The organism is Mediterraneibacter torques (genome assembly GCF_044591705.1).
Lineage (GTDB): Bacteria > Bacillota > Clostridia > Lachnospirales > Lachnospiraceae > Mediterraneibacter > Mediterraneibacter torques.
Map to the genome: position 1 here is coordinate 693,407 of NZ_CP172594.1, position 23,063 is coordinate 716,469.

Genomic DNA, 23,063 nt, shown 5'->3' on the forward strand with positions numbered 1-23,063 from the left:
AGGAGGAAAAATGATGAAGAAAAAGATGTTGGCAGTGGCAGTATGTGTGTCTATGTGTATGATGGCTTTTGCGGGCTGTACAAGTGAATCCGGCGGAGGTTCGGATAAGAAAGCAGAACAGACAGAAGGGAAAAAAGAAGAATCCGGAAAAGTGTTTATGACAGTAAGTAACCAACAGAATGAGTTTATGGTCGGAATGGCAGAAAATTTTAAAGAGGTCGGAGAGGCAGCAGGGTATGAAGTGCAGTTGATGGATGCTGATCTTGATGCTACGAAACAAGTATCTCAGATTGAGACGGCTATTTCTGAAAACGCGGAAGCTATTCTCGTTGAACCGTGCAGCGTGGACGGGTTGACGACAGGGTTGAAAGAGGCTCATGACGCGGGAATTCCGGTGTTTGTTATCCATAATAATGTGTCGGCAACCGACTTGGTCACATCTCTGATTCATGTAGATGTAAGACAAGGCGGGGAATTGAAAATGGAACAGGTTATTAAGGATTGTGGAGAAGATGCTAAAATTGCGATTATGACAGGAACGCTTGGGCAGGATACGACAAATCAGATCTGCGGTGGTTATGACGCTGTTCTTGAAAAATACCCGAATGTAGAAGTTGTATTTGAAGGGGCAGGCAACTGGGGAGCTACGGATGCTGCGCCTTTGGCAGAAAACTGGCTGGCTTCAGGAAAAGAAATTGACGCAATCGTCTGCAACAATGATGGAATGGCTCTCGGAGTAGTGTCTGTATTGAAATCGGCGGGAAAATCGGAACAGATTAAAGTTTACGGTCTGGACGCAACAAATGAAGGATTAAAAGCAGTTGATTCAGGAGAAATGGCAGCGACGATCTATGTTGATTCCAAGGCAGAGATTGAAAAAGCGTTTGAAATGCTTGAAGATCTGAAAGCAGGGAAAAAGGTGGATGCAGAGTATAAAGTACCGTCTGTGCTTGTTACAAAAGAGAATGTAAAAGAATATATGAAATAGCAGGTGAGTCTTATGAAAGCAGCAATATCCGGAGAGACGCTTGGAAGTGTGATGGAATTAGACGAAATTTTATCTTTATTTCAAAAAAACGGGATTCATTTTATCGAAATATGGCCGGAAAATATTCCTGTAAAAGTCGGAAAAACACTTCTGCATAAACGTTTGTATGCAAACAGAGATGTGGAACAAGCAAAAAAGATACTGGAGAAATATCAAATAAAAGCAGCGTGTGTATGCTTTGGAGCAGGATTTGATAAAGAATTGGCGAAAGATCCGGAACTTTTTTCGAGAGAATTAGAACGAGCTGTTGAGATAGCTTATGAGCTGGGAGCAAAAGTTGTAAATCATTATTGTTATCATGTCGCAATGGGTCCGGAAATTTCTTTTTCTGAATTGGAAAAGTATTATGGGCGGGCGATCAGGAAAGCGAAGCATAGGAAAATCTATCTGGCTTTGGAAAATGAGGCTCATGATATTACTCAAAGTCCCGAAGGGATGAAAACGATTGTAGAGCATATGAATTCGGAATATTTTAAAACAAATTTTGATGCGACCAACTATTATCAGGCGGGATATGAAGGTTTTCCGTATGCATATGAAGTTTTGAAGGAGTATATTGTTCATGTACATATAAAAAACGGTTGTTTTTATCATCCTGAATTCGGACACGAAAAGCAGTGCAGAGGAGGGAAAATGACGGGGATGTTTGCGGGAAATGATATCTATTATCCATATGCATCTGACGGAGCGGTGAACATAGACGGACTTTTGCGGAGGCTTGAAAAAGACGGATATACAGGTTTTTGTACGATGGAACCTCATACGACTCCTGAAAAGTGTCTGGACTTCTACAGAGAAGAGACGGCTTATTTAAGAGAAAGAGGAATCAAAGAATAAACGATATATACGGCGAAGATGACAGCGGTCATTTTCGCCGCATTTTTATGAATGGGCAGGTGAACTGTCACATTTTTACCGGAAAATTCTGTATAACGGTTGATTTTGATATTGTACATAGAGTAGATTATAAGTAGATGAAACAGGATAATAAACGTGTGCAAATATAGAGGCAAAAGCGAATAAGATCGGGGAGAATAACTTATGGAAGAAAACAGATGTCGAGCGCGGTCAGTTATAGGGGAAGTGGAGAAATCAGTCGTTGGGAAAACAGATATTTTAAGAAAAGTTATGACAGCAATTCTTGCCGGAGGTCATGTTCTGATCGAAGACATTCCGGGAACGGGAAAGACGACGCTGGCGCTTTCGTTCTCGCATGCAATGGGACTTAAGGTGAATCGGGTGCAGTTTACGCCGGACGTACTTCCGGCAGATCTGAGTGGATTTACGATATATGATAAAGCATCAGGGACATTTGTGTATCAGCCGGGTGCAGCTATATGCAATCTTCTTTTGGCAGATGAGATAAACAGAACGTCGCCAAAGACGCAGTCCGCGCTTTTGGAAGTAATGGAAGAGCATCAGGTAACGGTTGATGGAAAAACTCACAGGACAGGAGAGCCGTTTATTGTGATCGCGACTGAAAATCCGGTAGGTTCCGCCGGAACTCAGCTTCTGCCGGAGTCACAGCTTGATCGTTTTATGATCTGTGTGAGTATGGGCTATCCGACGGCAGAAGAGGAAATTGAGATTTTGAAACGGGAACAGTCAATAGAAAAAACGAGAGAACGAATCGATCCGGTTGTCAATGCAGAGGAATTGATCGAAATGCAAAGAGAAGTTAAGGAGGTTTTTGTACATGACCGGATTTTCGGTTATATTGTGGAACTTGCAAAAGCAACAAGGGAAAATGAATGGACAGAGTTAGGTTTAAGTCCTCGCGGAACTGTCGCGTTGACAGCTATGGCGAAAGCATGTGCGTGGCTGAATGGACGGGAATATGTCGTTCCTTCCGATGTACAGGAAATATTTCCGTGTGTCACAGAGCATCGGATCATTCTGAATATGAAAGCGAAGGTAGGCCATATAAAAAAAGAAGAACTGATCCGGCGGGTTCTGGAGAGTGTTCCGACTCCGACAATGAGACAGAAATATTGAGGATGAACAGATGGTAAAAAGAATAATCGGATATCTGGCAGTTCTTATACTTACGATATATTTATTTTTTATGTATAACGATACTGTAATCTCAGGACTTCTTATATTTGTTATAATGTATCCGCTTTTATCATTTTGGTTTTTGATGATCCAGCGAGGAAAAGTCGGAACAGATATGACGCGTATTCCTTCGATGGGTGAAGAAGGAAAGACGATAAAAGCCGGGATTACCGTAAAAAATCAATCCGCATGGAATATGCGGTATGAAGCTGTGATCCTTGTGGGAAACAAGATTGAAGAAAAAAAGAAACAGAAGCGGATACGGGGAGTGATACAGGCGGAAAATGTCAGAACATTTTGGTATGAGCTGCCGGGGAATATTTGTGGCAGTATGGAAATTACGTTGAATGAAATAAGAATTTATGATCCCCTTTGTATTTTTTATATCAGGAGAAGAGAGGCTGAAACAGTATTTGTGAAGATCATGCCTGAATTTGAACTGATGCCTGTTGAGATCACAAGAAAGACGAGAGAATTTCAAACAGATGCGGAAGAATATTCCTGTGAGAAAAAGGGAGATGATCCTTCTGAAATTTATCAGGTGAGAGAGTATCGAAGAGAAGATTCTTTAAAAGATATTCATTGGAAACTGACTGCCGCGAAAGAAGAGCTTGTAGCAAAAGAGAGGGCGTTTCCTTTAGGATGTGCCGTACTGATCTGGTTTGACATCAGAGAAAAAGAATGTACTGCGAACGGTTTTTCTAAAATGCTAAAGACAGCATCATCATTATCGATCACTCTTGTTGAAGAAAAATGTATTCATCTGGCTGCGTGGTATGAAGAGGATACAGAACAGATTGTGACTGTGAAAGTGAAAGATGAAGAAAGCTGCTGTCAGATGGTATGGGAATTGATCGATATAAAGCCGTGCGGAAATACAGAGAAAAGAGATTCCTATATGAGGGAGCGTTTTAAAGGGGCAGAGTTTAGCAGTATAGTTACGATCGATGGACAGGGACAGATTAAAAAAGATGGGAAAGAAGAGTTGTTTCTTCGTTTATAAAAGTGGGGATGCCGATGTGGAAAAGAAAAATCCGGAAATAAATTTTGTGAAAGCGCTTAGTGCTGTTTGTGCAGTCTTATTATGGCGGAATGCATTTTTATCTGTATTTGATTTGGAAGCGCTGGCAAATCAAATAGGACGAAAAGAAATCATTTTTGCAGAGATTGCCGTGAGTTTTGCGGTATTTATTTTGTTGATTGCGGCATTCAAAGTAAGGAGGCTGCGCGTAATTGCTTATTTGGTTATTTTTGCACCGTTTATATCTGCTGCATGCGCGCGAAAATTTCCGCCGCCATGGGCGTCGTGGATGTTGGTTTTTGCCGCGGTATTGTATGGAACGTGCTGTGCAATGGAAGGATGCAAAGCTAAACAGGTTTTTCGTTCACTTGTTTTGATTTCGGCGGTCTTTGGGATTGCTGCGGGAATTTCTGTTTTTGCGGGAAAACAGATCGATCAGATCAGAGTAGGCGAGAATGGATTTTATCAGGAAACGAGACAGAAAATCAGAGAGAACGTAATCGGAAAAGCAGAAGAACTGGCTGAAAAAATAAAAAATAAAAAAGACGGCAAAAAGTTAGATGAAGAAAAAACAGATGCTGAAAGCAAGCATGACAGAGAAGATATAGAAGAAAAAAATCCTTTCCGGCCGGAAAATGATCCGACACAACAAAACGGAAAAAATGACAATATGACGTCGGGCGGAAAAATGGACGATCTCAAAGCTATTTCTTCTTTTAAGCCGTCTTCGGAAGTGTCTACATGTGTTGTGCTTGAGAAAAAGAAAACATACCTTTATGATAGGTGGGGGACGACTTATGAGGACAGTGCGTGGACAAATGAAAAACTAGAAGAGGTAGTGTATTCTTCAAAGTATTATTTTGAAGAAGAAAAAGAAGAGCTATTTTTACAGTATCCTTCGGAACTTACCCGTATGCAAAAAATGTGCGAAGGATGGGATAAGAGTTCGTTTTCTGCTGTGAAAAATCAGATTGACGAAGCTTTGTCGAATATAGTTTATGATACGAATCCTGGGAAAACGCCTGCAAAATGGGATTTTGCAGAGTATTTTCTGTTTGAAAATAAAAAGGGATTTTGTGTACATTTTGCCACAACAGCAGCTTTACTTTACAGGATGTGCGGCTACCAGTCGATTTATGTGGAAGGTTTGGTAGTTCCGGCTTCTGCGTTTAAAGAAAAAGAAAACGGAACTTATGAGGCGCAGGTTGACGGAACAATGGGACATGCATGGTGTGAAGTATATGATGAGAAAACAGGAGAGTGGATCACAATGGAACATACGCCGGCATCTTCAAGAAACGAGATGCAGGGAGCGGATGCGGCAAAACAAAAGAAAGAAAACAGTTTTAAAAGCAATCAGGTTTTTCGGTTGATTGTGTGTGTTGTTTTTGTGGCGGGGGCTGCGTTTGGAGGCGTTTTTATTCAGGCTGTAGTCAGAGGAAAACGTCACAGGAGAAAGATTGGGACGACTCGGGGCGGAATCGGTATTCTTACAATGTATGACGATGTAGTTAAAGTTGCAAGACTGACGGAAAAACCAAAGAAGCAGATTTTCGGAAACAGGCATTCGGATACAGATGATTATTCGGAAGTTTGGTTGAAACATCTGAAAAAACAGTATCCTCAGATTTCGGAGGAAGAGTGGAATAGTTTTTATGAAGAAGTGCGGCGCATTTTGTTTTATTATCCGACAAAAGACCGGAGAATATGGAAAGAATCCTATAAATTGTATCGGAAGTTTTATGCTGAGGCAAAAAGGCGGATGAATCCCGGAATGCGGCTGCTTCTAAAATATATTTATTGCATTGAAACGCCTTTTTGTGAAAAAGATGCAAGTTTTATGAAAAAGAAAAAGAAAAGGAGAAAGTAAAATGATAAGAAAAATGAGATCAGAAGACAAAAAGACTTATATGGAGATGGCGAGAGAGTTTTATCATTCGGATGCCGTATTACATCCGGTTCCGGACACCTATTTTGAACGGACTGCAGATGAGGCGCTTCGCTCTGATGTCTATGCCGAGATATTTCTTTTTGAATGTGAAAACGAAGCGGCGGGATACGGGCTGATCGCGAAAACTTATTCTCAGGAAGCGGGAGGAATGGTTTGGTGGATTGAAGAAGTGTATGTGCGGGAAGCGTTTCGTTCCAAAGGGATCGGAAGGGAATTTTTTGCATATCTTGATAAGGTGAAAGGCTCGGCGGTGACAAGGATGAGGCTTGAAGTGGAAGAAGATAATACAAGAGCCGTAGCTCTGTATAAAAAACTTGGATACAAGCCTTTGGAATATGCGCAGATGATCAAAGATGCTCCCTTGAAGTAAAATCGTTTGAAAACAGAGCATTTTAGCCAAACAGAGATATCGTATACTTGTATACAATATCTCTGAAATTCTTTTAATACCCCATTGCAAGAAGAGACAGAACAATGTTATAATTCATAGTAGCGTACTTTTGTCCGAGGGCAAAAGACAGCAGTCCGCGATACGTTCATGCCCGGACTGCTGCAAAAATGATGAGTAGGTGACAGATTTGAAGAATAAGATCAAACGATTTGCCAAAGGCGACTTTCATATTCCGCAGCCGGAAATTATATTTCCGGAAACACATATTGTAATGAGAGTCGGAGAAGGGGAAAAATACAGAGGAAGTTTTTCATTGAAAAATCAGGGGGAAGGAACGATCAGAGGCCTTGTCTATCCCTCTTCTTATCGTGTGCAGTGTGACGAACAAGGTTTCGACGGGAATCCTGTCAATATATATTATACATATGACGGCAGCGGGTTGATGCCGGGGCATGTCGAACATGGGAAGTTTACGATCGTTTGCAACGGCGGCGAGTATGATGTCGCATTTACCGCGATTATCGAGAAACCGTATGTTATGACGAGCTATGGGAAGATACAAAGTCTTGACGATTTTAAGAAGCTGTCTTTTCGGGATGCGGCTGAGGCAGTAAAGCTGTTTCGCTCCAGAGATTTTTACGAAATACTGAAATACGAAGATAAGCGGATCCAGGCGCTTTATGAAAATATGCGGAAATGGGAACTGGATCAGCAGGCTTTGGAAGAATTTCTCGTAGGATGTAAGCAAAAAGAGAAGATATTCCTGACACTTGAGGAGGAAAGCCGGGCGTTTATGTCGCTTTCAGAGGCGCGGAAAGAGACGTTTACTATCAGAAAAAATACGTGGGGATATTTAGAAATCGACGTACATACAGAAGGGGAATTCCTCTCTGTTGAACATACCCGTGTAACGACGGAAGAGTTTATCGGAAATTCATACCGGCTGGAATATTTTCTGAATGTGGAAGCACTTCATCCGGGAAGTAATTTCGGCAGGATCATATTAGAATCTCCGTACGAGACTCTTACCTATGAGGTTGTCGTAGAAAAAGATATAAGCAGAGATGAGGATTATCGTGCAAACGACAGAGAGTTTGCGGGAATTGTTAAAAACTATTTAAAATATGAAAGTGGAAAACTGGAACTGAACGAATGGGTCGAGGAAGCAATCCGTCGGATCAGCCATCTGAGGGAAGTTGATGACAGAAATGAATTCTATCTTCTTGCGCATGCACATATCTGTCTGATCGGAAAACGTTTGGAAGAGGCGAAATGGCTTCTCGAATCATATAATTATAATCGCTTTGCCATCGGTAAGGATGTGGAACTTAGTTCATATTATTTGTATTTGACAACGCTTTTGTCAAATGACACGATCGGGCAGCGAAAGGTTGCGGAAGAGCTTTCCAAGTCATTTATGAAGCATCCGGATAGTTGGAAGATTTTGTGTATGCTTGTGGAAGTGGATTCGGAGTATAAAATATACAGTGAACGTCTTCGGGCTTTGGAAAAACAGTTTTATGATGAAAAGTCGCATAGCGTCTGGTTCTATTTACAGGCGTTTAAATGTTACAGGGAAAAGAGTTCTTCTCTGAAAAAGCTCGGAATGTTTGAAGTTCGGGTTCTTCTGTTTGCAGTCAAACATAAACTGATGACAAGAGAACTGGCGCTTTACACTGCAAATCTTGCAAGTCAGATGAAAGTTTTTGACAAACAGTTATATGCGGTTCTTGTCGGTTCTTATAAGATGTATAAGGAATCGATGATACTGACGGCGATCTGTACTCTTCTGATCAAAGGAAACTGTGTGGAAAGCTGTTATTTTCAGTGGTATGAAAAAGCGGTGGAAGCAGAGCTTAAGATTGCTCAGCTTTATGAATATTATATGGCTTCGGTTGTTCCGGCGGATTTTCACAAAGCGCTTCCGAGATCGGTATATTTGTATTTTATGCACGGAAATTCATTGGATTACCATAAATGCGCATTTTTATATTCAAACTTGATCACATATGAAGATGAAAGCAGCGAGATTTACGCTCATTACAGAGACGAGATGGAAGCGTTTGCATGGAATCAGCTTGACCGGAGAAATGTTGACGAACAGCTTCGTATCATTTATAAACGGTTTGTAGTAGAGGCATCTATGAATCCTGAAAGGGTAAAAGCGCTTTATGATGTATGTCATGCATACCGGATTACGACGAAAGTGCCGAATATGAAATTTATTCATGTTATTGCAGATGACGGCACGATTACTCAGAAATCACCGTATACGGAAAACGGAGCGCGTGTATTCTTGTATGCGAAAACCGATCGGCTTGTGTGGGAGTCAAAAGACGGAAGGCATTATACAGATTCTATCCCATATGAGAGTCAGAGACTTTTTTATGAGCTTCGCTATATGGATATGTGCAGGAAATATATTAACGGCCTGAGAAGAACGCGGGAGGAAGAAGAAGTTCAGGAACTGACGACAGAGATCGTCAGAGAAAACGGAGTTGAAAATTACGAAGAAGATGAACTTTTGGGACTTTGCAGCAAAACGATCAGAGAGAATAATTATGAGAATGATGATTTTCTTACATATGTCTGCTTTGAATTGTTTAAAAAAGGTCAATATGACAAGGTGATCCTGACGTATTTGGCAAGCTATTACTGCGGCGCGACATCTGATATGAAGATGCTTTGGAGAGAGGCGCGGGATTATGAAGTACATACGCATAAGCTGGCAGAGAGGATCCTGACACAGATGCTCTTTTCGGAAGAATTATTTCAGGAAGCGCAGGTGTTTGAGCAGTATTATGCGGAAGGTGCATATTTCAGGCTTCAGCAGGCGTATCTTGTGTATATGTCGAGAGAATATGTGGTGGAAGAAAGAAAAATCAGCAGGAGTGTGATCGATATCATCTGCCGTGAATATGAAAAGGGCGAGGATACGATCGATATATGCAAAGTAGCGGTATTAAAATACTATTCGACGAGAGAGTACAGTCCGCAGACAAGAAAGACGTTAAAGAAATTCCTTCAGGAATTGTGTGGAAAGCAGATTTATTTTCCGTTCTTTCTTTCATATGAAAAAGACTGGCTGATTGAACTGCAGCTTTGGGATAAAACACTGATCGAGTATAAAGGTCAGAAGGGAAGCAGGGTAATGCTTTATTACAGCCTGCAAAAAGGAGGAGAAGAATCGTCCGATTATTCGACGGAAGTGCTTACTCCGATGTATGAAAATATTTATGTGAAAAAGTTTGTTCTTTTTGCAAATGAAAAGTTAAAATATTATTTTAAAGAGACGATCGACGGAAACTCTTACAGAAGTGATAAGGAACTTTGTGTGCGGGAAACTGTTCAGGGAGAACCGGGGCGCTATGGAAGACTGAATGATATCCTGATCGAGAAAAACGAAAGTGAGCGCAAGAAAAAAATTCAGGCATATGCAAGAGAAGATGCGGCTGCAGCGCAGATTTTTACAAAAGAACAGGCGTAAGATTAAACAATAGGAGGTTGTTTTTTCATGGGACAGGGAAGTATCATCGGATATGAGATAAATGAAAAAACATGTCAGATCAGTTTTTATAACGAAAAAGACTTGGAGCCGGATACGCTGGAAGTGGATACGGACAATTATCAGATTCCGCTTATCATAGGAAAACTGCGAGACACGTGGGCGTATGGAAAAGAAGCGAAAAGACTTGTTACGATCAAAGACGGATTTACCGCAACGAGACTTCTAAGCAAAAGTCTTGCTGGGGATAAGATCGAGTTTGGAGAAGAAACATACGACGCAGTGTGGCTTTTATCTCAATTTATTCAGATGTCGCTTCAGTCATTTCCGGAGATCGACGGTATTGTTTTTACAGTTCCGTCTCTTTCGGAAGAAATGGCGCAGATGCTCAGAGGAATCGCCGTACGGATGAATATTGATAAACGTAATATTTTTATCCAGGATTACAAGGAGAGTTTTTGCAATTACCTGTTTTATCAGCCGAAGGAATTGTGGCAGTATGACGCAGCGCTGTTTTGCTGTGACAGAAATGAGATCAAAGCGTATATGCTTAGGAGGCTTCGGCCGGGGCTGGGAGGCGGAAAAACGACGTTTGTTACAGTAGATGAAGTGGCAAGCGCTCACATGAAGGAACTTGCGATGGTATATCCTGTCTTGAATGAAGATAAGGCAAAAGAAGCGGATGCAATGTTCAGCAAATTTATAGAGAGCGTATTTGACAAACGGATTGTTTCCTCTGTATTTTTGACAGGAGAAGGTTTTGAAAACGACTGGTATCCGAAATCTTTGCGAGTGCTGTGCAACGGGCGGCGAGCATTTATCGGTAATAATCTCTACAGTAAGGGCGCTTGTTATACAGCGTATAGAAAGTTGTATATGCATATTGAAAATCCGGTATATCTGTCAGAAGATAAACTGACGGATCAGATTACGGTCAATATGCGGGTTGGAGGCCAGGAGATGTGGTATCCGATCGTTTCATGGGGGAACCACTGGTATGAGTCGAATAATCAGTGGGAAGTGCTCATGGAAGACGTAGAAGACATCGAGCTTCGGATTGAGTCTCTTGTTCAGGGAAATGTAAGAACGGAAACACTGTCTCTTGACGGATTTCCGAAAAGGGCGGAGTATTCCATGCGTTTACAGCTTGAGACACTGTTTCTTGATGAAAAAACATGCAGAATTTCCGTAAGGGATGCCGGATTTGGAGATTTCTTCCCGGCGACAGACTTCCATGCGGAGAAGACGATACATTTAGGAGGCAATGATGGGAAATTTAATTCTTTGTCATGACAGACATGCGGCACATCCGTATGAGATTACGCGCATCCATTGCCGTATTTTTACAATAGAAGAATTGTGCTACTATCTGTGTAATAATTTATATTTGATCGATTATACGATTATGAACGGGCAGCTTTGCGACTGGCTTGACGAGGAACTGGAGATGAAGGCGCTTGCATCAGAGTTAAGAGACGTTCTTCGTCTGCACGGTTCGGTTGAAAAGTTTGTTTTAACTATTTTGAAATCGTCTCGTTTGTATCGTGAGCCGGAGATGATTCGTATTCAGAATGTTTTGGAACATTTGAAAAATCAAAAAGATATTGAACGGCAGAAATTTAAAGGCGACAATCTTCTTGAAAGCGGGGAAGTGGAAGAGGCGATTCTTGTATATCAGGCTATTTTAAACGGGGAAAAAGATGAGACTGTAGATGAGAAGTTTTACGGAAAGATTTATGCAAGTCTCGGAGCGGCATACGGTCGTTTGTTCCTCTATCAAGAGTCGGCGAAAATGTATGATTGTGCATATCAGATCTGCGGGGATAAGACGTTGATCAAGCCGTATCTTTATGCGTCGTACAAATATATGTCGCTTGAAGAATACCATATTTTGATTACAAAAAGCGAAGAATATATGGAAATAAACGCCCAGATGCGCAGGGAAGTAGATAAGATCAACCAAGAGGTGTCTGTAGAACCGGAACCCGGAATCATGGAAAAGTGGAAACGAAGTCATAGAAGAAGTCATGCATAATATATATTGGCAGATCAGATTACAATCTGGTCTGTTACAATCGGTGAGAAGAAAGACCCTCTGTGTGTTGACACGGAGGGTTCTCCATGTTAGAATACAGAGGTAACTTTACTGTGGTACAGTGACTCATTAGTAAAGAAAGAAAGCGAGAACTATAAGTTTGGTTGTGGAGGTTATCTATGAAAAGAAGAGTGTTAAGTGTTTTGTTGTGTGCGGGACTTGTTGTTTCAGTGTTGGCAGGATGTGGTTCTGATGATGCAAAGAAAGATTCGGGAAAGAAAGCAGCTTCAGAAAGCGATCTCGATTATGTAAAGGAAAAAGGAACGCTTGTCGTGGGAATCACAAATTTTGAGCCGATGGATTACCAGGATGAAGAAGGCGAATGGATCGGTTTTGATGCGGATATGGCGAAGGCGTTCGGAGAGAGCCTCGGCGTAGATGTAGAGTTTGTGGAGATTGACTGGGATAATAAGATCTTAGAACTTGACGGGAAGACGATCGACTGTGTATGGAACGGAATGACGCTTACCGAAGAAGTTACAAGTTCTATGGAATGTACAGACGCATACTTAAATAATGCACAGGTTGTTGTACTTCCGGCGGATAAAGCAGATAAATATCAGGATGAGAAAAGCCTGTCAGATCTGTCGTTTGCGGTAGAATCGGGAAGCGCGGGAGAAGATGAAGTGGAAAATCGCGGACTTGATTTCACTCCGGTGACAGCACAGGCGGATGCGTTGATGGAAGTTGCGGCAGGTACGTCGGATGCGGCTGTGATCGATCTTCTGATGGCGACGGCGATGATCGGAGAAGGAACAAATTATGCGGATCTTGCTTATACGGTAAGATTAAGCGAGGAAGAGTACGGCGTTGGATTCAGAAAAGGTTCTGATCTTGCAAAAGCTCTGAACGATTTCTTCGCAGAGTGTTATGAAGACGAAAGCATAGTGAAATGTGCGGAAAAATATAACCTTCAGGATATGCTTGTGAAATAAGATAAAAGACGGAGTTGTAGACAAAAAATGGATTTGATATTAGAACAGTTTCCGATTGTGTTTAAATCACTGAATATCGGATTTCTCCAGACATTAAAGTTGTTTTTTGTGACACTGCTCGGAGCGGTTCCGCTTGGGCTTGTCATTGCATTCGGATCGATGTCGCGGTTTAAACCGCTTAGTTATCTGACGAAGATTATTGTGTGGATCATAAGAGGAACGCCCCTTATGATCCAGCTTTTGATCATCTATTTCTTTCCGGGACTTGTTATGGGAAACAATATCTGGGGCGGGGGAGAAGCCGGACGTTTTCTTGCGGCGGCAGTTGCATTTATTTTTAATTACGCATGTTATTTTTCAGAAATATACAGAGGCGGTATTCAGGGAGTACCGCATGGTCAGGAAGAGGCGGGGCTTGTGCTTGGCATGACGCGAAGTCAGATTTTTTTCAAGGTAACTTTGCTTCAGATGGTAAAACGGATCGTACCTCCGATGTCTAATGAGATCATTACTCTTGTGAAAGATACGTCTCTTGCCCGCATTATTGCGCTTCAGGAAATTATATGGGCAGGACAGGCATTTCTGAAAGGATCGCAGGGAATTGCCGGAGTCATCTGGCCGCTCTTTTTTACAGCGGTATATTATCTGATCTTTAACGGTATTTTGACAGTGCTTCTGGGACGTCTTGAGAAGAAACTGGATTATTTCAAGTAGGAGGTGGAGCGTGTGGCAATTCTTGAAGTAGAACATTTGAGTAAAAGTTTTGATCGAACGGAAGTGTTGAAAGACATCACCTTTTCTCTTGAGAAAGGACAGGTTCTTTCAATTATCGGTTCTTCGGGAAGCGGAAAGACGACGCTGCTTAGGTGTTTGAATTTTCTGGAAAGACCGGACGGTGGATCGATCAGTGTAAACGGAGAAACATTGTTTGATATTCATGATCCCATAACTTCACAGGAGGGAGAAATTCGGAAAAAACGGCTTCATTTCGGGTTGGTATTTCAATCGTTTAATCTGTTCCCGCAGTATACGGCTCTGAAAAATGTAATGTTGGCAAAAGAGCTTCTCGCAAAAGAACAACCGGATTATAAACAACATAAAAAAGAGATCCATGAGGAGATTGAAAAAGAGGCAAGGAGGCTTCTGACCCAGATGGGACTTGCGGATCGTATGGAAAATTATCCACATCAGCTTTCCGGCGGACAGTGTCAGCGTGTCGCAATCGCCAGAGCCCTTGCGTTAAAGCCGGATATCTTATGTTTTGATGAGCCGACGTCGGCGCTTGATCCTGAATTAACGGGAGAAGTGTTGAAAGTGATCCAAAGTCTTGCAGACCAGGAGACGACGATGATCATCGTCACACATGAAATGGCGTTTGCAAGAGATGTGTCCAGCCAGGTGATTTTTATGGATGGAGGATGTATTTTGGAACAGGGGACTCCGGAGGAAGTTTTTGAAAATCCGAAAGAAGAGAGAACGAAGCAGTTTTTGTCTCGTTTTACTAATGGATGAGTTTCTAAATAATGTTTTTTATAAAAAAGTAATAAATAATACTTTGTTTATAAGAAAAACTTATTAAATGGCAATGAATAAAATAATGAGATGACAGAAATACAAGGCGGAGGGTATGTTGATTTTCCCTCCGCCTTATATTATAATCGGATTTGCGGGATGTATTAAAAATAAGACATGCCGTATACTAATCACTCCAGATTTGAAAAATTAATGAAAAGGACAGGTGTGGATGTTATGAAAAAATTAGAACAGCTCTATGAAGGAAAAGCAAAAAAAGTATTTGCCACAGAGGATCCGGATGTTGTGATCGTTGATTATAAAGATGATGCGACAGCTTTTAACGGGGAGAAAAAAGGAACGATCGTCGGAAAAGGCGTGATCAACAACCGTATGACGAATTATGTATTCCAGGTTTTGGAAAAAGAAGGAGTTCCGACACATTATGTAGAAGAACTCAGCGATAGAGAGACAGCCGTGAAAAAAGTGGAGATCGTTCCGCTTGAAGTAATCGTGCGTAATGTGGCAGCAGGAAGTTTTTCTAAGAGACTGGGAATCGAAGAAGGAAGAAAACTGCTCGCACCGACTTTGGAATTCAGTTATAAAGACGATGATCTCGGAGATCCGCTGATCAATGATTATTTTGCGATTGCCATCGGAGCGGCTACAAGAGAAGAGATCGATAAGATTACAGAGTATACATTTAAAGTAAACGATGTTTTGAAAAAGTTCTTTGACGAAGCGGGAATCGATCTGATCGACTTTAAGATCGAGTTCGGAAGATATCACGGAGATATTATTCTTGCAGATGAGATTTCACCGGATACATGCCGTCTTTGGGATAAAGAAACACATGAAAAACTTGACAAAGACCGTTTCCGCAGAGATATGGGAAATGTAGAAGATGCTTATCAGGAAGTATTTAAACGGATCGGCATCAAATAAGAAAAGGATTGTATGATACAAAAAGGAGAGAACCAGACATGAGCAATGATCGTTATGTAAGTCCTCTTTCCGAACGCTATGCGAGCAGAGAAATGCAGTATATTTTCTCCCCGGATAAGAAGTTCCGCACATGGAGAAGACTTTGGATCGCACTGGCGGAGACAGAAAAAGAATTAGGACTCAATATTACGGATGAGCAGATTGAAGAATTGAAAAGTCATGCAGATGATATCAATTACGATGTGGCAAAAGAACGGGAGAAGATCGTACGTCACGATGTAATGTCTCATGTGTATGCATATGGCGTACAGTGCCCGAAAGCAAAAGGAATCATTCATCTTGGCGCGACATCCTGTTATGTCGGAGATAACACAGATATTATCGTGATGTCCGAGGCGTTGAAACTTGTACGCAGAAAACTGATCAATGTAATTGCCGAGCTGGCAAAATTTGCAGAAGAGCAGAAAAGTCAGCCGACACTTGCGTTTACACATTTCCAGCCGGCTCAGCCGACAACAGTCGGAAAGAGAGCGACACTTTGGATGCAGGAGTTCGAGATGGATCTGGAAGATTTGGATTATGTTCTCGGGAGCTTGAAACTTCTCGGATCGAAGGGAACAACAGGAACTCAGGCGAGTTTTTTGGAGCTTTTTGACGGAGATCAGGAAACAATCGATAAGATCGATCCGATGATCGCGGAAAAGATGGGATTTAAAGCTTGTTACCCTGTTTCCGGTCAGACATATTCAAGAAAAGTGGATACGAGAGTGCTGAATGTGCTGGCGGGAATCGCCGCAAGTGCGCATAAGTTTTCAAATGACATTCGTCTTCTCCAACACTTAAAAGAGATCGAAGAGCCGTTTGAAAAGACACAGATAGGGTCTTCGGCGATGGCATATAAGAGAAATCCGATGAGAAGCGAGCGTATTGCATCACTGTCAAGATATGTGATGATTGATGCACTGAATCCGGCAATTACATCCGCTACACAGTGGTTTGAAAGAACATTGGATGATTCGGCGAATAAACGTCTCAGTGTACCGGAAGGATTTCTTGCGATCGACGGCATTCTTGATCTTTGTCTGAATGTTGTTGACGGGCTTGTCGTTTATCCGAAGGTAATTGAGAAACGTCTGATGTCAGAACTTCCGTTTATGGCAACGGAAAATATTATGATGGATGCGGTGAAAGCAGGCGGAGATCGTCAGGAACTTCACGAGCGTATCAGAGAGCTTTCGATGGAAGCAGGAAAGAACGTAAAAGAAAACGGTCTTGACAATAACCTTCTTGAGTTGATTGCGGAAGATCAGGCCTTTAATATGAGCTTAGAAGATCTGAAAAAGACGATGGATCCGGCAAAATACGTAGGACGTGCAAGAGAGCAGGTTGACGCTTATCTGAAAAATGTCATTTATCCGCTTTTGCAGGAAAATGAAAAAGAGCTTGGTATGAAAGCGGAGATCAATGTATAATTGATGCTGTTCATATTAAAAAATATTATATAGAAATGTGCTAAGGAGTGTTGCAGGGGATTGCAGCATTCCTTTTTCTTTGGTATTTTATCATAGTGAAGTAATGGAAAATTTTTCCAAAGCAAAGCGAATGAGAGGATATTAAAAGATGGAATTTTGTGGTGTGTTTTATGAGACAGGATATTTAAGGGCAGTGTATGACAGAATAAGAAAACTGTTTTTCGTTTTTCTTATGGCAGCCGTTTTGACTGTCGGTATGATGGGGCAGGGAATGGAGACGATAAATTTCGGAAGTGTTCGGCTGAAAGATATGGCAGGAAGAGCTGTCGCCGAATATGCGGCGGGAGTAGGAACAACAGGTTCTTTTATGATTTCGGTAACCGAGATTCAGATTTCGGCAGATGTTTCAGCTGATCTTTTCACTGTGCCTGCGGTTATATCGGAGCGCTCGGAAGATTTGAATACGGGAAACAGCGCGGCAGTTGTTTTACCGGTTGAAGATGCGATATCGGATGCTTTGATGGCTGAAGAAACTATATCGAACATTTTGCCTGGAGAAGAAACCGTACCGGATGCTCCGATCATTGAGACGATTCTGCCAAATGATCCGCCGATCAGCGGAGAATTGTCAGACATTCCGGTAATCGATGAAAATATATCGGATGATCCGGCTTTAGAAGAAGGCGGTGTAGGAGATAAAACAGTAATAGGCGGCGGATTTGTTACAGACGCGTCAGGAATGATTTGCGGGATTTCTGATCTGTCGGTTATTTCGGAAGACGGATATCTCATACTTCCTTCAGAAGGATGTAGGGGAATTGCGGCAGGAGCATTCGCTTCCTGTAAAGATATTATTTCAGAAATCTATATTCCTGCTAATATATCAGAGATTGAAGAACGTGCGTTTACAGATTTGACTTCACTTGGATGGATTGAAATGGAGACCTCCGCAGGATATTATACAGAGGACGGAGTTTTATTTTCAAAAGACGGAACGTGTCTTTTGGCATTTCCTCCGGCAAGAACGGGAAATTATAAAGTTCCTTCACATGTGACAGAAATTGCGGACGGAGCGTTTGACCGGGCGGGAATTTCCGTCTTGGATGCTTCTGATTGTTCCGTTTTAGAAATCAGGAGTTTGCCGTCTTATATTGAACTGAGACGGTGAAAAGAAAGTATACAGCGTCTTGAACATTTTTTGCAGTTGTTTTATAATGTTGCCTGTAAGTTTTATACAGAAGACGGTTCTGTGACAGAAAAATGAAACGGCCAGAGCCGGGACACTGCACAGAGCAGGAAAATAGAAGAAATAGAAGTGGAGAAAAAACATGGAAAATAAAGTAAGAACAAGATTTGCGCCCAGTCCGACCGGAAGAATGCATGTGGGGAATTTAAGAACAGCGCTTTATGCATATTTAATTGCAAAGCATGAAGGCGGAGATTTTATTTTAAGAGTAGAAGATACAGACCAGGAGCGTTTTGTTGAAGGCGCGCTTGATATCATATACAGAACAATGGAAAAAACAGGACTTCTTCATGATGAAGGACCTGATAAAGACGGAGGATTCGGTCCGTACGTTCAAAGTGAAAGACAGGCATCCGGACTTTATCTGGATTATGCGAAACAGCTTGTAGAACAGGGAGACGCTTATTACTGCTTCTGTGATAAAGAGCGTCTTGAAAGTCTGAAAACATCGGTTTCTGACGACGGAACAGATATTGTTGTTTATGACAAGCATTGTCTCGGCCTTAGTAAAGAAGAAGTGGAGAAAAACCTTGCGGAAGGAAAACCATGGGTGATCCGTCTGAATGTTCCGAATGAGGGAGAGACAACATTCCATGACGAGATTTACGGGAATATTACAGTGCCGAACAATGAGTTGGACGATATGATCCTGATTAAATCCGATGGATTTCCGACATATAACTTTGCAAATGTAATAGACGATCATCTTATGGGGATCACACATGTCGTACGTGGGAATGAATATCTTTCGTCCGCGCCGAAATACAATCGTCTCTATGAGGCGTTTGGATGGGAAATTCCGGTTTATGTACACTGTCCGCTTATCACAGATGAAAACCATAAAAAATTAAGTAAAAGATGCGGTCATGCTTCTTATGAGGATTTGATCGATCAGGGATTTGTGTCTGAAGCGGTTGTGAATTATGTGGCTTTGCTTGGATGGTGTCCTTCTGACAACAGAGAGATCTTTTCTTTGGAGGAATTAGTAGAGGCGTTTGACTATCGCCATATGAGTAAATCTCCCGCTGTGTTTGATACGGTAAAATTAAAATGGATGAACGGCGAATATTTAAAGGCGATGGATTTTGACAGATTTTATGAGTTGGCAGAACCGTATTTAAAAAAGGCAGTCACGAAAGACTATGACCTGAAGAAGATTGCGGCGCTTGTAAAAACAAGAATCGAGATCCTTCCGGATATTTGCGAACAAATTGACTTCTTTGAGGAAGTTCCGGAGTATGATAACGAATTATACAGACATAAGAAGATGAAAACGGATCCTGAGAAAGGACTCGTGCTTTTGCGGGAAGTGCTTCCGGTTCTTGAAGCGCAGGAAGCGTTTGACAATGATTCTTTGTTTGAGACACTCAAAAGTTTTGCGGGAGAGAAAGAATATAAGATCGGTTATGTTATGTGGCCGCTTCGTACTGCAGTATCAGGCAAACAGAACACACCGGGCGGAGCAACAGAACTGATGGAAGTTCTCGGAAAGGAAGAATCTCTTAAAAGAATTCGTGCAGGGATCGAGAAACTCAGCCAGACTGCAGAGGCAGAATAAACATCGGTCAAAGCGAGGAATCAGATGGGATTTAATAAGGCACAAAATGAAGCGATCATGCACGGAAAAGGACCGTGTCAGGTGTTGGCGGGACCGGGATCCGGAAAAACGCTGACGATCGTAAACAGAATTAAATATTTGATCGAAAGATATGAAGTAAGACCGGAAGAGATTCTGGTCGTTACTTTTACCCGTTTTGCGGCGGCAGAGATGAAATCCAGACTTTGCAGCCTGATGGGAAAATCAAATGTTCCGGTTACTGCCGGAACGTTTCATGGCATTTATTACGGCATTTTAAAGTGGGCATACAGGCTTGGACCGGATAATATTTTGTCAGAAGAAGAAAAATATCGAATTCTTCGAAGAGTATCGGAAGATTGCGGAACAGAGGCGGCAGAGGAAGAAGATTTTCTGCATGATATTGCGGAAGAAATCGGACTTGTAAAAAATAACGGGCTGAAAATAGGACAGTTTGTTTCCAAGAAATGCAGACAGGATACATTCAGAGAATTATATGAAAAATACGAAGCTCAAAGAAAAGCTGTCAGGAAGCTGGACTTTGATGATATGCTTGTGTTGTGCAAAGACTTGTTTGTAAGCCATCCTGATGTATTGAAACAATGGCAGACAAAGTTCAAGTATATATTAGTTGATGAGTTTCAGGATATCAACAGAGTTCAATACGATGTGATTCGTATGCTGGCTCTTCCGGAAAATAATCTTTTTGTAGTCGGAGACGACGATCAGGCAATTTACGGCTTCCGCGGAGCTGATTCGGAATTTATGTTTCGATTTTCGGAAGATTACCCTCAGGCAAAAAGGATCATATTGAATATAAATTATAGGTCATCGGGAAATATTGTAAAAAACTCGATGAAGGTGATAGGACATAATGAAAAGAGGTTTCTAAAAGAGTTTCAGTCTGTAAAGGAAAACGGATTCTGCGTGCATGTGCAGGAAGTGAAAGACCCGAACGAAGAGGCGCAGTACGTTGCGGACGAGATAGAAAAACGTGCAGAACTGGGGATTTCGTATGAAGAGATGGCAGTCCTTTTCCGCATTCATACAGATGCGCGTCCGGTTGCCGAAGAATTTCTGGAACGGAAGATCCCGTTTCAGATGAAAGAGCGGCTTCCGAATCTATACGACCATTTTATCGCAAAAGATATTTGCGCCTATTTCAGGCTGGCTCTTGGAAATATAGAACGAAATGATCTTTTGCAAGTTATGAACCGCCCGAAACGATATATAGGAAGAGACAGTGTTGCATCAGGGAAACCTTCTTTTGAAGAAATGAGAAAATTTTATTGCGATAAAGAATGGATGCTGGATCGGATCGATCAATTTGAATGGGATGTAAAAATGCTTCGAAAAACAGCGCCATATGCGGGAATTAATTATATACGAAAGCGGATCGGATATGATGATTTTTTGAAAGATTATGCGTTTACGAGAAAAATCGATCGAGCGAATCTCAATGAAGTGCTGGCAGAGCTGGAGGAGGCTGCGCGCCCTTTTGCAACGATAGAAGAGTGGTTTCGTCATATAGAAGAATATACGCGTTTGCTCCGGCTAAAGTCGATGAAGAGACAGGAAGACAGAGAAGGGGTTCATCTTATGACACTGCATTCTGCCAAAGGACTTGAGTTTGATACTGTATTTCTCGTAGAAGCAAACGAGGGGAAGATGCCATATAAGAAAGCAAAGACGGATGCTGAGACAGAGGAGGAAAGAAGGCTGTTTTATGTCGGTATGACGAGGGCAAAAGAAGTGTTGAAAGTATCTTATGTAAAAACAAAAAACGGGAAAGAGACAAGTCCTTCCCGTTTTGTAGATGAATTATTAGAATAGGGATGAGCGGATGAAAAGATCAGTCCTCAAGCTCGTCGAGATCTATATCCGCAAAATCCTGTTCTTCCATCAACTCATTAAATGCATTTGAAACACGTTCAAATTCCTGATCGTCTTCGATGTTTTCCAGATCCGGCTCTGCGTCTTCGCCATTGTCGATGAAACGATAAAGAAATACTTGTCCATCGTCATTGTCTCCGTTTTCGTCAAGCGGAAGAAGGGCGATGTATTCTCTTTCTTCGGCTTCAAAGATGGAAAGAACGGCACATTCCAGTTCTTCATCATTTTCAAGTGTCAGTGTAACTGTGATTGCTTCATTTTCATTCATATGATTTTCTCCTTATCTGCATATCGTGTGTTTTATAAGATGGTATCAGAAAGAAAGAGAAAAAGCAAGAAGCAACGTGATTGTATTGACATTCATTTGAAACAAGGTAGAATAAAATAAGAACAAAAAACCTATACGGTAAAGAGGAGACGACATGAAAAAAAGAGTGATCGAATTTATATTGCTGACGGTATTTGCCGTTCTTTTTTTATCAGGCTGCAAGAAAAATGTAGGAACACCCGAAGATAATCCGGTTGTAGAAGAAGACGAAGAGTCTGTGGAACCTGCGAAAGATTATTTGTACGGATACAGTTGTGCGGATCTCAAAGATCCGTTTTATATGGCTTTGAAAGATGCTATCGGGGTTCAGGCAGAACAAAACAAAGGGCAGTTTATTGTGCGTGATGCGGGGAATGATCCGGTGAAACAAAATGAACAGCTTATGGAGATGATTGATAAGGGAGCAGACGTTGTTTTTCTTACGGCATCTGATCCTGATGCTGTCACACCGGCTTTAGAAGCTCTGGACAAAGCGGATATTCCGGTTATCTTACTTGAAACTCAAGTGAAAGAACGCGACCTGGCGAAAGCGTTTATCAGTTCGGACAATTATAATGCAGGAAAAGTGTGCGGAGAAGATTTGAAAGAGAAGATGCCTGACGGAGGAAAGCTCGTCATTGTGGAGGATAAGGCAGACCAAAACTTAAGCGAAGGAATTTCAGGATTTGAAGAAAAGATCAAAAACGGAGGATTTGAAGTTGTTAAGCGTGTTGACGGCGCTCAGACAGATGGGATGACAAAAGAATTGAATGAAATTTTGTCATCAGGTACAAAGGTTGAAGTTATTATGTGTGCAGATGATCAGATGGCTGAAGCGGTTCGCGCGACTGTGAAAGAGAGTGGAAAAAACGATATTCTCATCTATAGTATTGGCGGTTCTCCGGCGGCAAAGGCAGCGCTTTTGGCTCAGGAAGGAGCGATGGCGGGAATTGGAGCACGCTCTCCGATTATTGAAGGAAAAATTGCCGTAAAGACCGCAGATGCAATTTTAGATGACGGTTCCTATGAAGAAGAGGTTTTGATCGAAACATTTTTTATAAATAAAGAGAATGTAGAGATATACGGAACAGATGGCTGGCAGTAAGAAAGG

General features: G+C 41.7%; 19 protein-coding genes. 18 read left to right on the forward strand and 1 reads right to left on the reverse strand.

The genetic code is table 11. The features are described 5' to 3' along the window. Nucleotides 1–10: 10 nt before the first annotated feature. The 17 genes from ACH9UM_RS03155 to ACH9UM_RS03235 all read left to right on the forward strand — a co-directional run bounded on the left by ACH9UM_RS03155 (nt 11) and on the right by ACH9UM_RS03235 (nt 21,585). A complete protein-coding gene (locus tag ACH9UM_RS03155) occupies nt 11–988 on the forward strand; it encodes a sugar ABC transporter substrate-binding protein (protein WP_004846460.1) in 978 nt (325 codons plus the stop codon). 12 nt (nt 989–1,000) lie between these two features. Further along, entirely contained in the window at nt 1,001–1,885 is an 885-nt protein-coding gene (locus tag ACH9UM_RS03160) for a sugar phosphate isomerase/epimerase (protein WP_004846459.1), read from the forward strand. Nucleotides 1,886–2,089: 204 nt separating this feature from the next. Further along, the gene (locus ACH9UM_RS03165; RefSeq protein ID WP_004846458.1) at nt 2,090–3,043 is read left to right on the forward strand and encodes a MoxR family ATPase; all 954 of its coding nucleotides are present in this window, start codon (nt 2,090–2,092) and stop codon (nt 3,041–3,043) included. Between the two features lie 10 nt (nt 3,044–3,053). Next, a complete protein-coding gene (locus ACH9UM_RS03170) occupies nt 3,054–4,106 on the forward strand; it encodes a DUF58 domain-containing protein (protein WP_400091944.1) in 1,053 nt (350 codons plus the stop codon). After that, nucleotides 4,075–5,994, forward strand: a complete 1,920-nt coding sequence (locus ACH9UM_RS03175; RefSeq protein WP_227077157.1) for a transglutaminase-like domain-containing protein — start codon at nt 4,075–4,077, stop codon at nt 5,992–5,994. The genes ACH9UM_RS03170 and ACH9UM_RS03175 overlap by 32 nt, the downstream gene beginning before the upstream one ends. Nucleotide 5,995: 1 nt before the next feature. Next, nucleotides 5,996–6,445, forward strand: coding sequence for an N-acetyltransferase (locus tag ACH9UM_RS03180; RefSeq protein WP_004846455.1), 450 nt, complete (start codon nt 5,996–5,998; stop codon nt 6,443–6,445). 208 nt (nt 6,446–6,653) lie between these two features. After that, on the forward strand, nt 6,654–9,953 hold the full coding sequence (locus tag ACH9UM_RS03185; RefSeq protein WP_009242548.1) for a DUF5717 family protein: 3,300 nt from the start codon (nt 6,654–6,656) through the stop codon (nt 9,951–9,953). A 27-nt stretch (nt 9,954–9,980) separates the two neighbouring features. After that, a complete protein-coding gene (locus ACH9UM_RS03190; RefSeq protein ID WP_004846453.1) occupies nt 9,981–11,264 on the forward strand; it encodes a DUF5716 family protein in 1,284 nt (427 codons plus the stop codon). Next, a complete protein-coding gene (locus ACH9UM_RS03195) occupies nt 11,239–12,006 on the forward strand; it encodes a hypothetical protein (RefSeq protein ID WP_009242549.1) in 768 nt (255 codons plus the stop codon). The genes ACH9UM_RS03190 and ACH9UM_RS03195 overlap by 26 nt, the downstream gene beginning before the upstream one ends. Before the next feature lie 179 nt (nt 12,007–12,185). Further along, entirely contained in the window at nt 12,186–13,001 is an 816-nt protein-coding gene (locus tag ACH9UM_RS03200; RefSeq protein WP_004846451.1) for a transporter substrate-binding domain-containing protein, read from the forward strand. A 27-nt stretch (nt 13,002–13,028) separates the two neighbouring features. Continuing rightward, entirely contained in the window at nt 13,029–13,715 is a 687-nt protein-coding gene (locus tag ACH9UM_RS03205) for an amino acid ABC transporter permease (protein WP_004846450.1), read from the forward strand. A 12-nt stretch (nt 13,716–13,727) separates the two neighbouring features. Then, nucleotides 13,728–14,513 (forward strand): amino acid ABC transporter ATP-binding protein, encoded by a 786-nt coding sequence (locus ACH9UM_RS03210; protein WP_009242550.1) that lies wholly within the window; start codon nt 13,728–13,730, stop codon nt 14,511–14,513. 237 nt (nt 14,514–14,750) lie between these two features. Further along, nucleotides 14,751–15,458 carry a phosphoribosylaminoimidazolesuccinocarboxamide synthase gene (purC, locus tag ACH9UM_RS03215; protein WP_044929555.1) on the forward strand — a complete coding sequence of 236 codons (708 nt, stop codon included), beginning with the start codon at nt 14,751–14,753 and terminating at the stop codon, nt 15,456–15,458. Nucleotides 15,459–15,496: 38 nt separating this feature from the next. Beyond that, entirely contained in the window at nt 15,497–16,930 is a 1,434-nt protein-coding gene (purB, locus tag ACH9UM_RS03220) for an adenylosuccinate lyase (RefSeq protein WP_009242552.1), read from the forward strand. Between the two features lie 148 nt (nt 16,931–17,078). Then, nucleotides 17,079–18,098: a leucine-rich repeat protein gene (locus ACH9UM_RS03225; RefSeq protein ID WP_004846445.1), complete on the forward strand. Its 1,020-nt coding sequence runs from the start codon at nt 17,079–17,081 to the stop codon at nt 18,096–18,098. Between the two features lie 160 nt (nt 18,099–18,258). Beyond that, nucleotides 18,259–19,734 carry a glutamate--tRNA ligase gene (gene gltX, locus ACH9UM_RS03230; protein WP_004846444.1) on the forward strand — a complete coding sequence of 492 codons (1,476 nt, stop codon included), beginning with the start codon at nt 18,259–18,261 and terminating at the stop codon, nt 19,732–19,734. Between the two features lie 24 nt (nt 19,735–19,758). Continuing rightward, nucleotides 19,759–21,585: an ATP-dependent helicase gene (locus tag ACH9UM_RS03235; protein WP_004846443.1), complete on the forward strand. Its 1,827-nt coding sequence runs from the start codon at nt 19,759–19,761 to the stop codon at nt 21,583–21,585. Nucleotides 21,586–21,604: 19 nt separating this feature from the next. Here the strand turns inward: ACH9UM_RS03235 and ACH9UM_RS03240 are convergent, their stop codons facing one another. Continuing rightward, nucleotides 21,605–21,913: a DUF1292 domain-containing protein gene (locus tag ACH9UM_RS03240; protein ID WP_004846442.1), complete on the reverse strand. Its 309-nt coding sequence runs from the start codon at nt 21,911–21,913 to the stop codon at nt 21,605–21,607. A 154-nt stretch (nt 21,914–22,067) separates the two neighbouring features. On the opposite strand from ACH9UM_RS03240, the gene ACH9UM_RS03245 reads away from it, so the two are divergent. After that, a complete protein-coding gene (locus tag ACH9UM_RS03245) occupies nt 22,068–23,057 on the forward strand; it encodes a substrate-binding domain-containing protein (protein ID WP_004846441.1) in 990 nt (329 codons plus the stop codon). The last annotated feature ends 6 nt before the right edge of the window (nt 23,058–23,063 follow it).

Excerpts from the sequence above, each read along its gene's own strand:
- ACH9UM_RS03155 (WP_004846460.1), top strand. The coding sequence starts at position 11 with ATGATGAAGAAAAAGATGTTGGCAGTGGCAGTATGTGTGTCTATGTGT.
- ACH9UM_RS03160 (WP_004846459.1), top strand. The coding sequence starts at position 1,001 with ATGAAAGCAGCAATATCCGGAGAGACGCTTGGAAGTGTGATGGAATTA.
- ACH9UM_RS03165 (WP_004846458.1), top strand. The coding sequence starts at position 2,090 with ATGGAAGAAAACAGATGTCGAGCGCGGTCAGTTATAGGGGAAGTGGAG.
- ACH9UM_RS03170 (WP_400091944.1), top strand. The coding sequence starts at position 3,054 with ATGGTAAAAAGAATAATCGGATATCTGGCAGTTCTTATACTTACGATA.
- ACH9UM_RS03175 (WP_227077157.1), top strand. The coding sequence starts at position 4,075 with ATGGGAAAGAAGAGTTGTTTCTTCGTTTATAAAAGTGGGGATGCCGAT.
- ACH9UM_RS03180 (WP_004846455.1), top strand. The coding sequence starts at position 5,996 with ATGATAAGAAAAATGAGATCAGAAGACAAAAAGACTTATATGGAGATG.
- ACH9UM_RS03190 (WP_004846453.1), top strand. The coding sequence starts at position 9,981 with ATGGGACAGGGAAGTATCATCGGATATGAGATAAATGAAAAAACATGT.
- ACH9UM_RS03195 (WP_009242549.1), top strand. The coding sequence starts at position 11,239 with ATGGGAAATTTAATTCTTTGTCATGACAGACATGCGGCACATCCGTAT.
- ACH9UM_RS03200 (WP_004846451.1), top strand. The coding sequence starts at position 12,186 with ATGAAAAGAAGAGTGTTAAGTGTTTTGTTGTGTGCGGGACTTGTTGTT.
- ACH9UM_RS03205 (WP_004846450.1), top strand. The coding sequence starts at position 13,029 with ATGGATTTGATATTAGAACAGTTTCCGATTGTGTTTAAATCACTGAAT.
- purC (WP_044929555.1), top strand. The coding sequence starts at position 14,751 with ATGAAAAAATTAGAACAGCTCTATGAAGGAAAAGCAAAAAAAGTATTT.
- purB (WP_009242552.1), top strand. The coding sequence starts at position 15,497 with ATGAGCAATGATCGTTATGTAAGTCCTCTTTCCGAACGCTATGCGAGC.
- ACH9UM_RS03225 (WP_004846445.1), top strand. The coding sequence starts at position 17,079 with ATGGAATTTTGTGGTGTGTTTTATGAGACAGGATATTTAAGGGCAGTG.
- gltX (WP_004846444.1), top strand. The coding sequence starts at position 18,259 with ATGGAAAATAAAGTAAGAACAAGATTTGCGCCCAGTCCGACCGGAAGA.
- ACH9UM_RS03235 (WP_004846443.1), top strand. The coding sequence starts at position 19,759 with ATGGGATTTAATAAGGCACAAAATGAAGCGATCATGCACGGAAAAGGA.
- ACH9UM_RS03240 (WP_004846442.1), bottom strand. The coding sequence starts at position 21,913 with ATGAATGAAAATGAAGCAATCACAGTTACACTGACACTTGAAAATGAT.
- ACH9UM_RS03245 (WP_004846441.1), top strand. The coding sequence starts at position 22,068 with ATGAAAAAAAGAGTGATCGAATTTATATTGCTGACGGTATTTGCCGTT.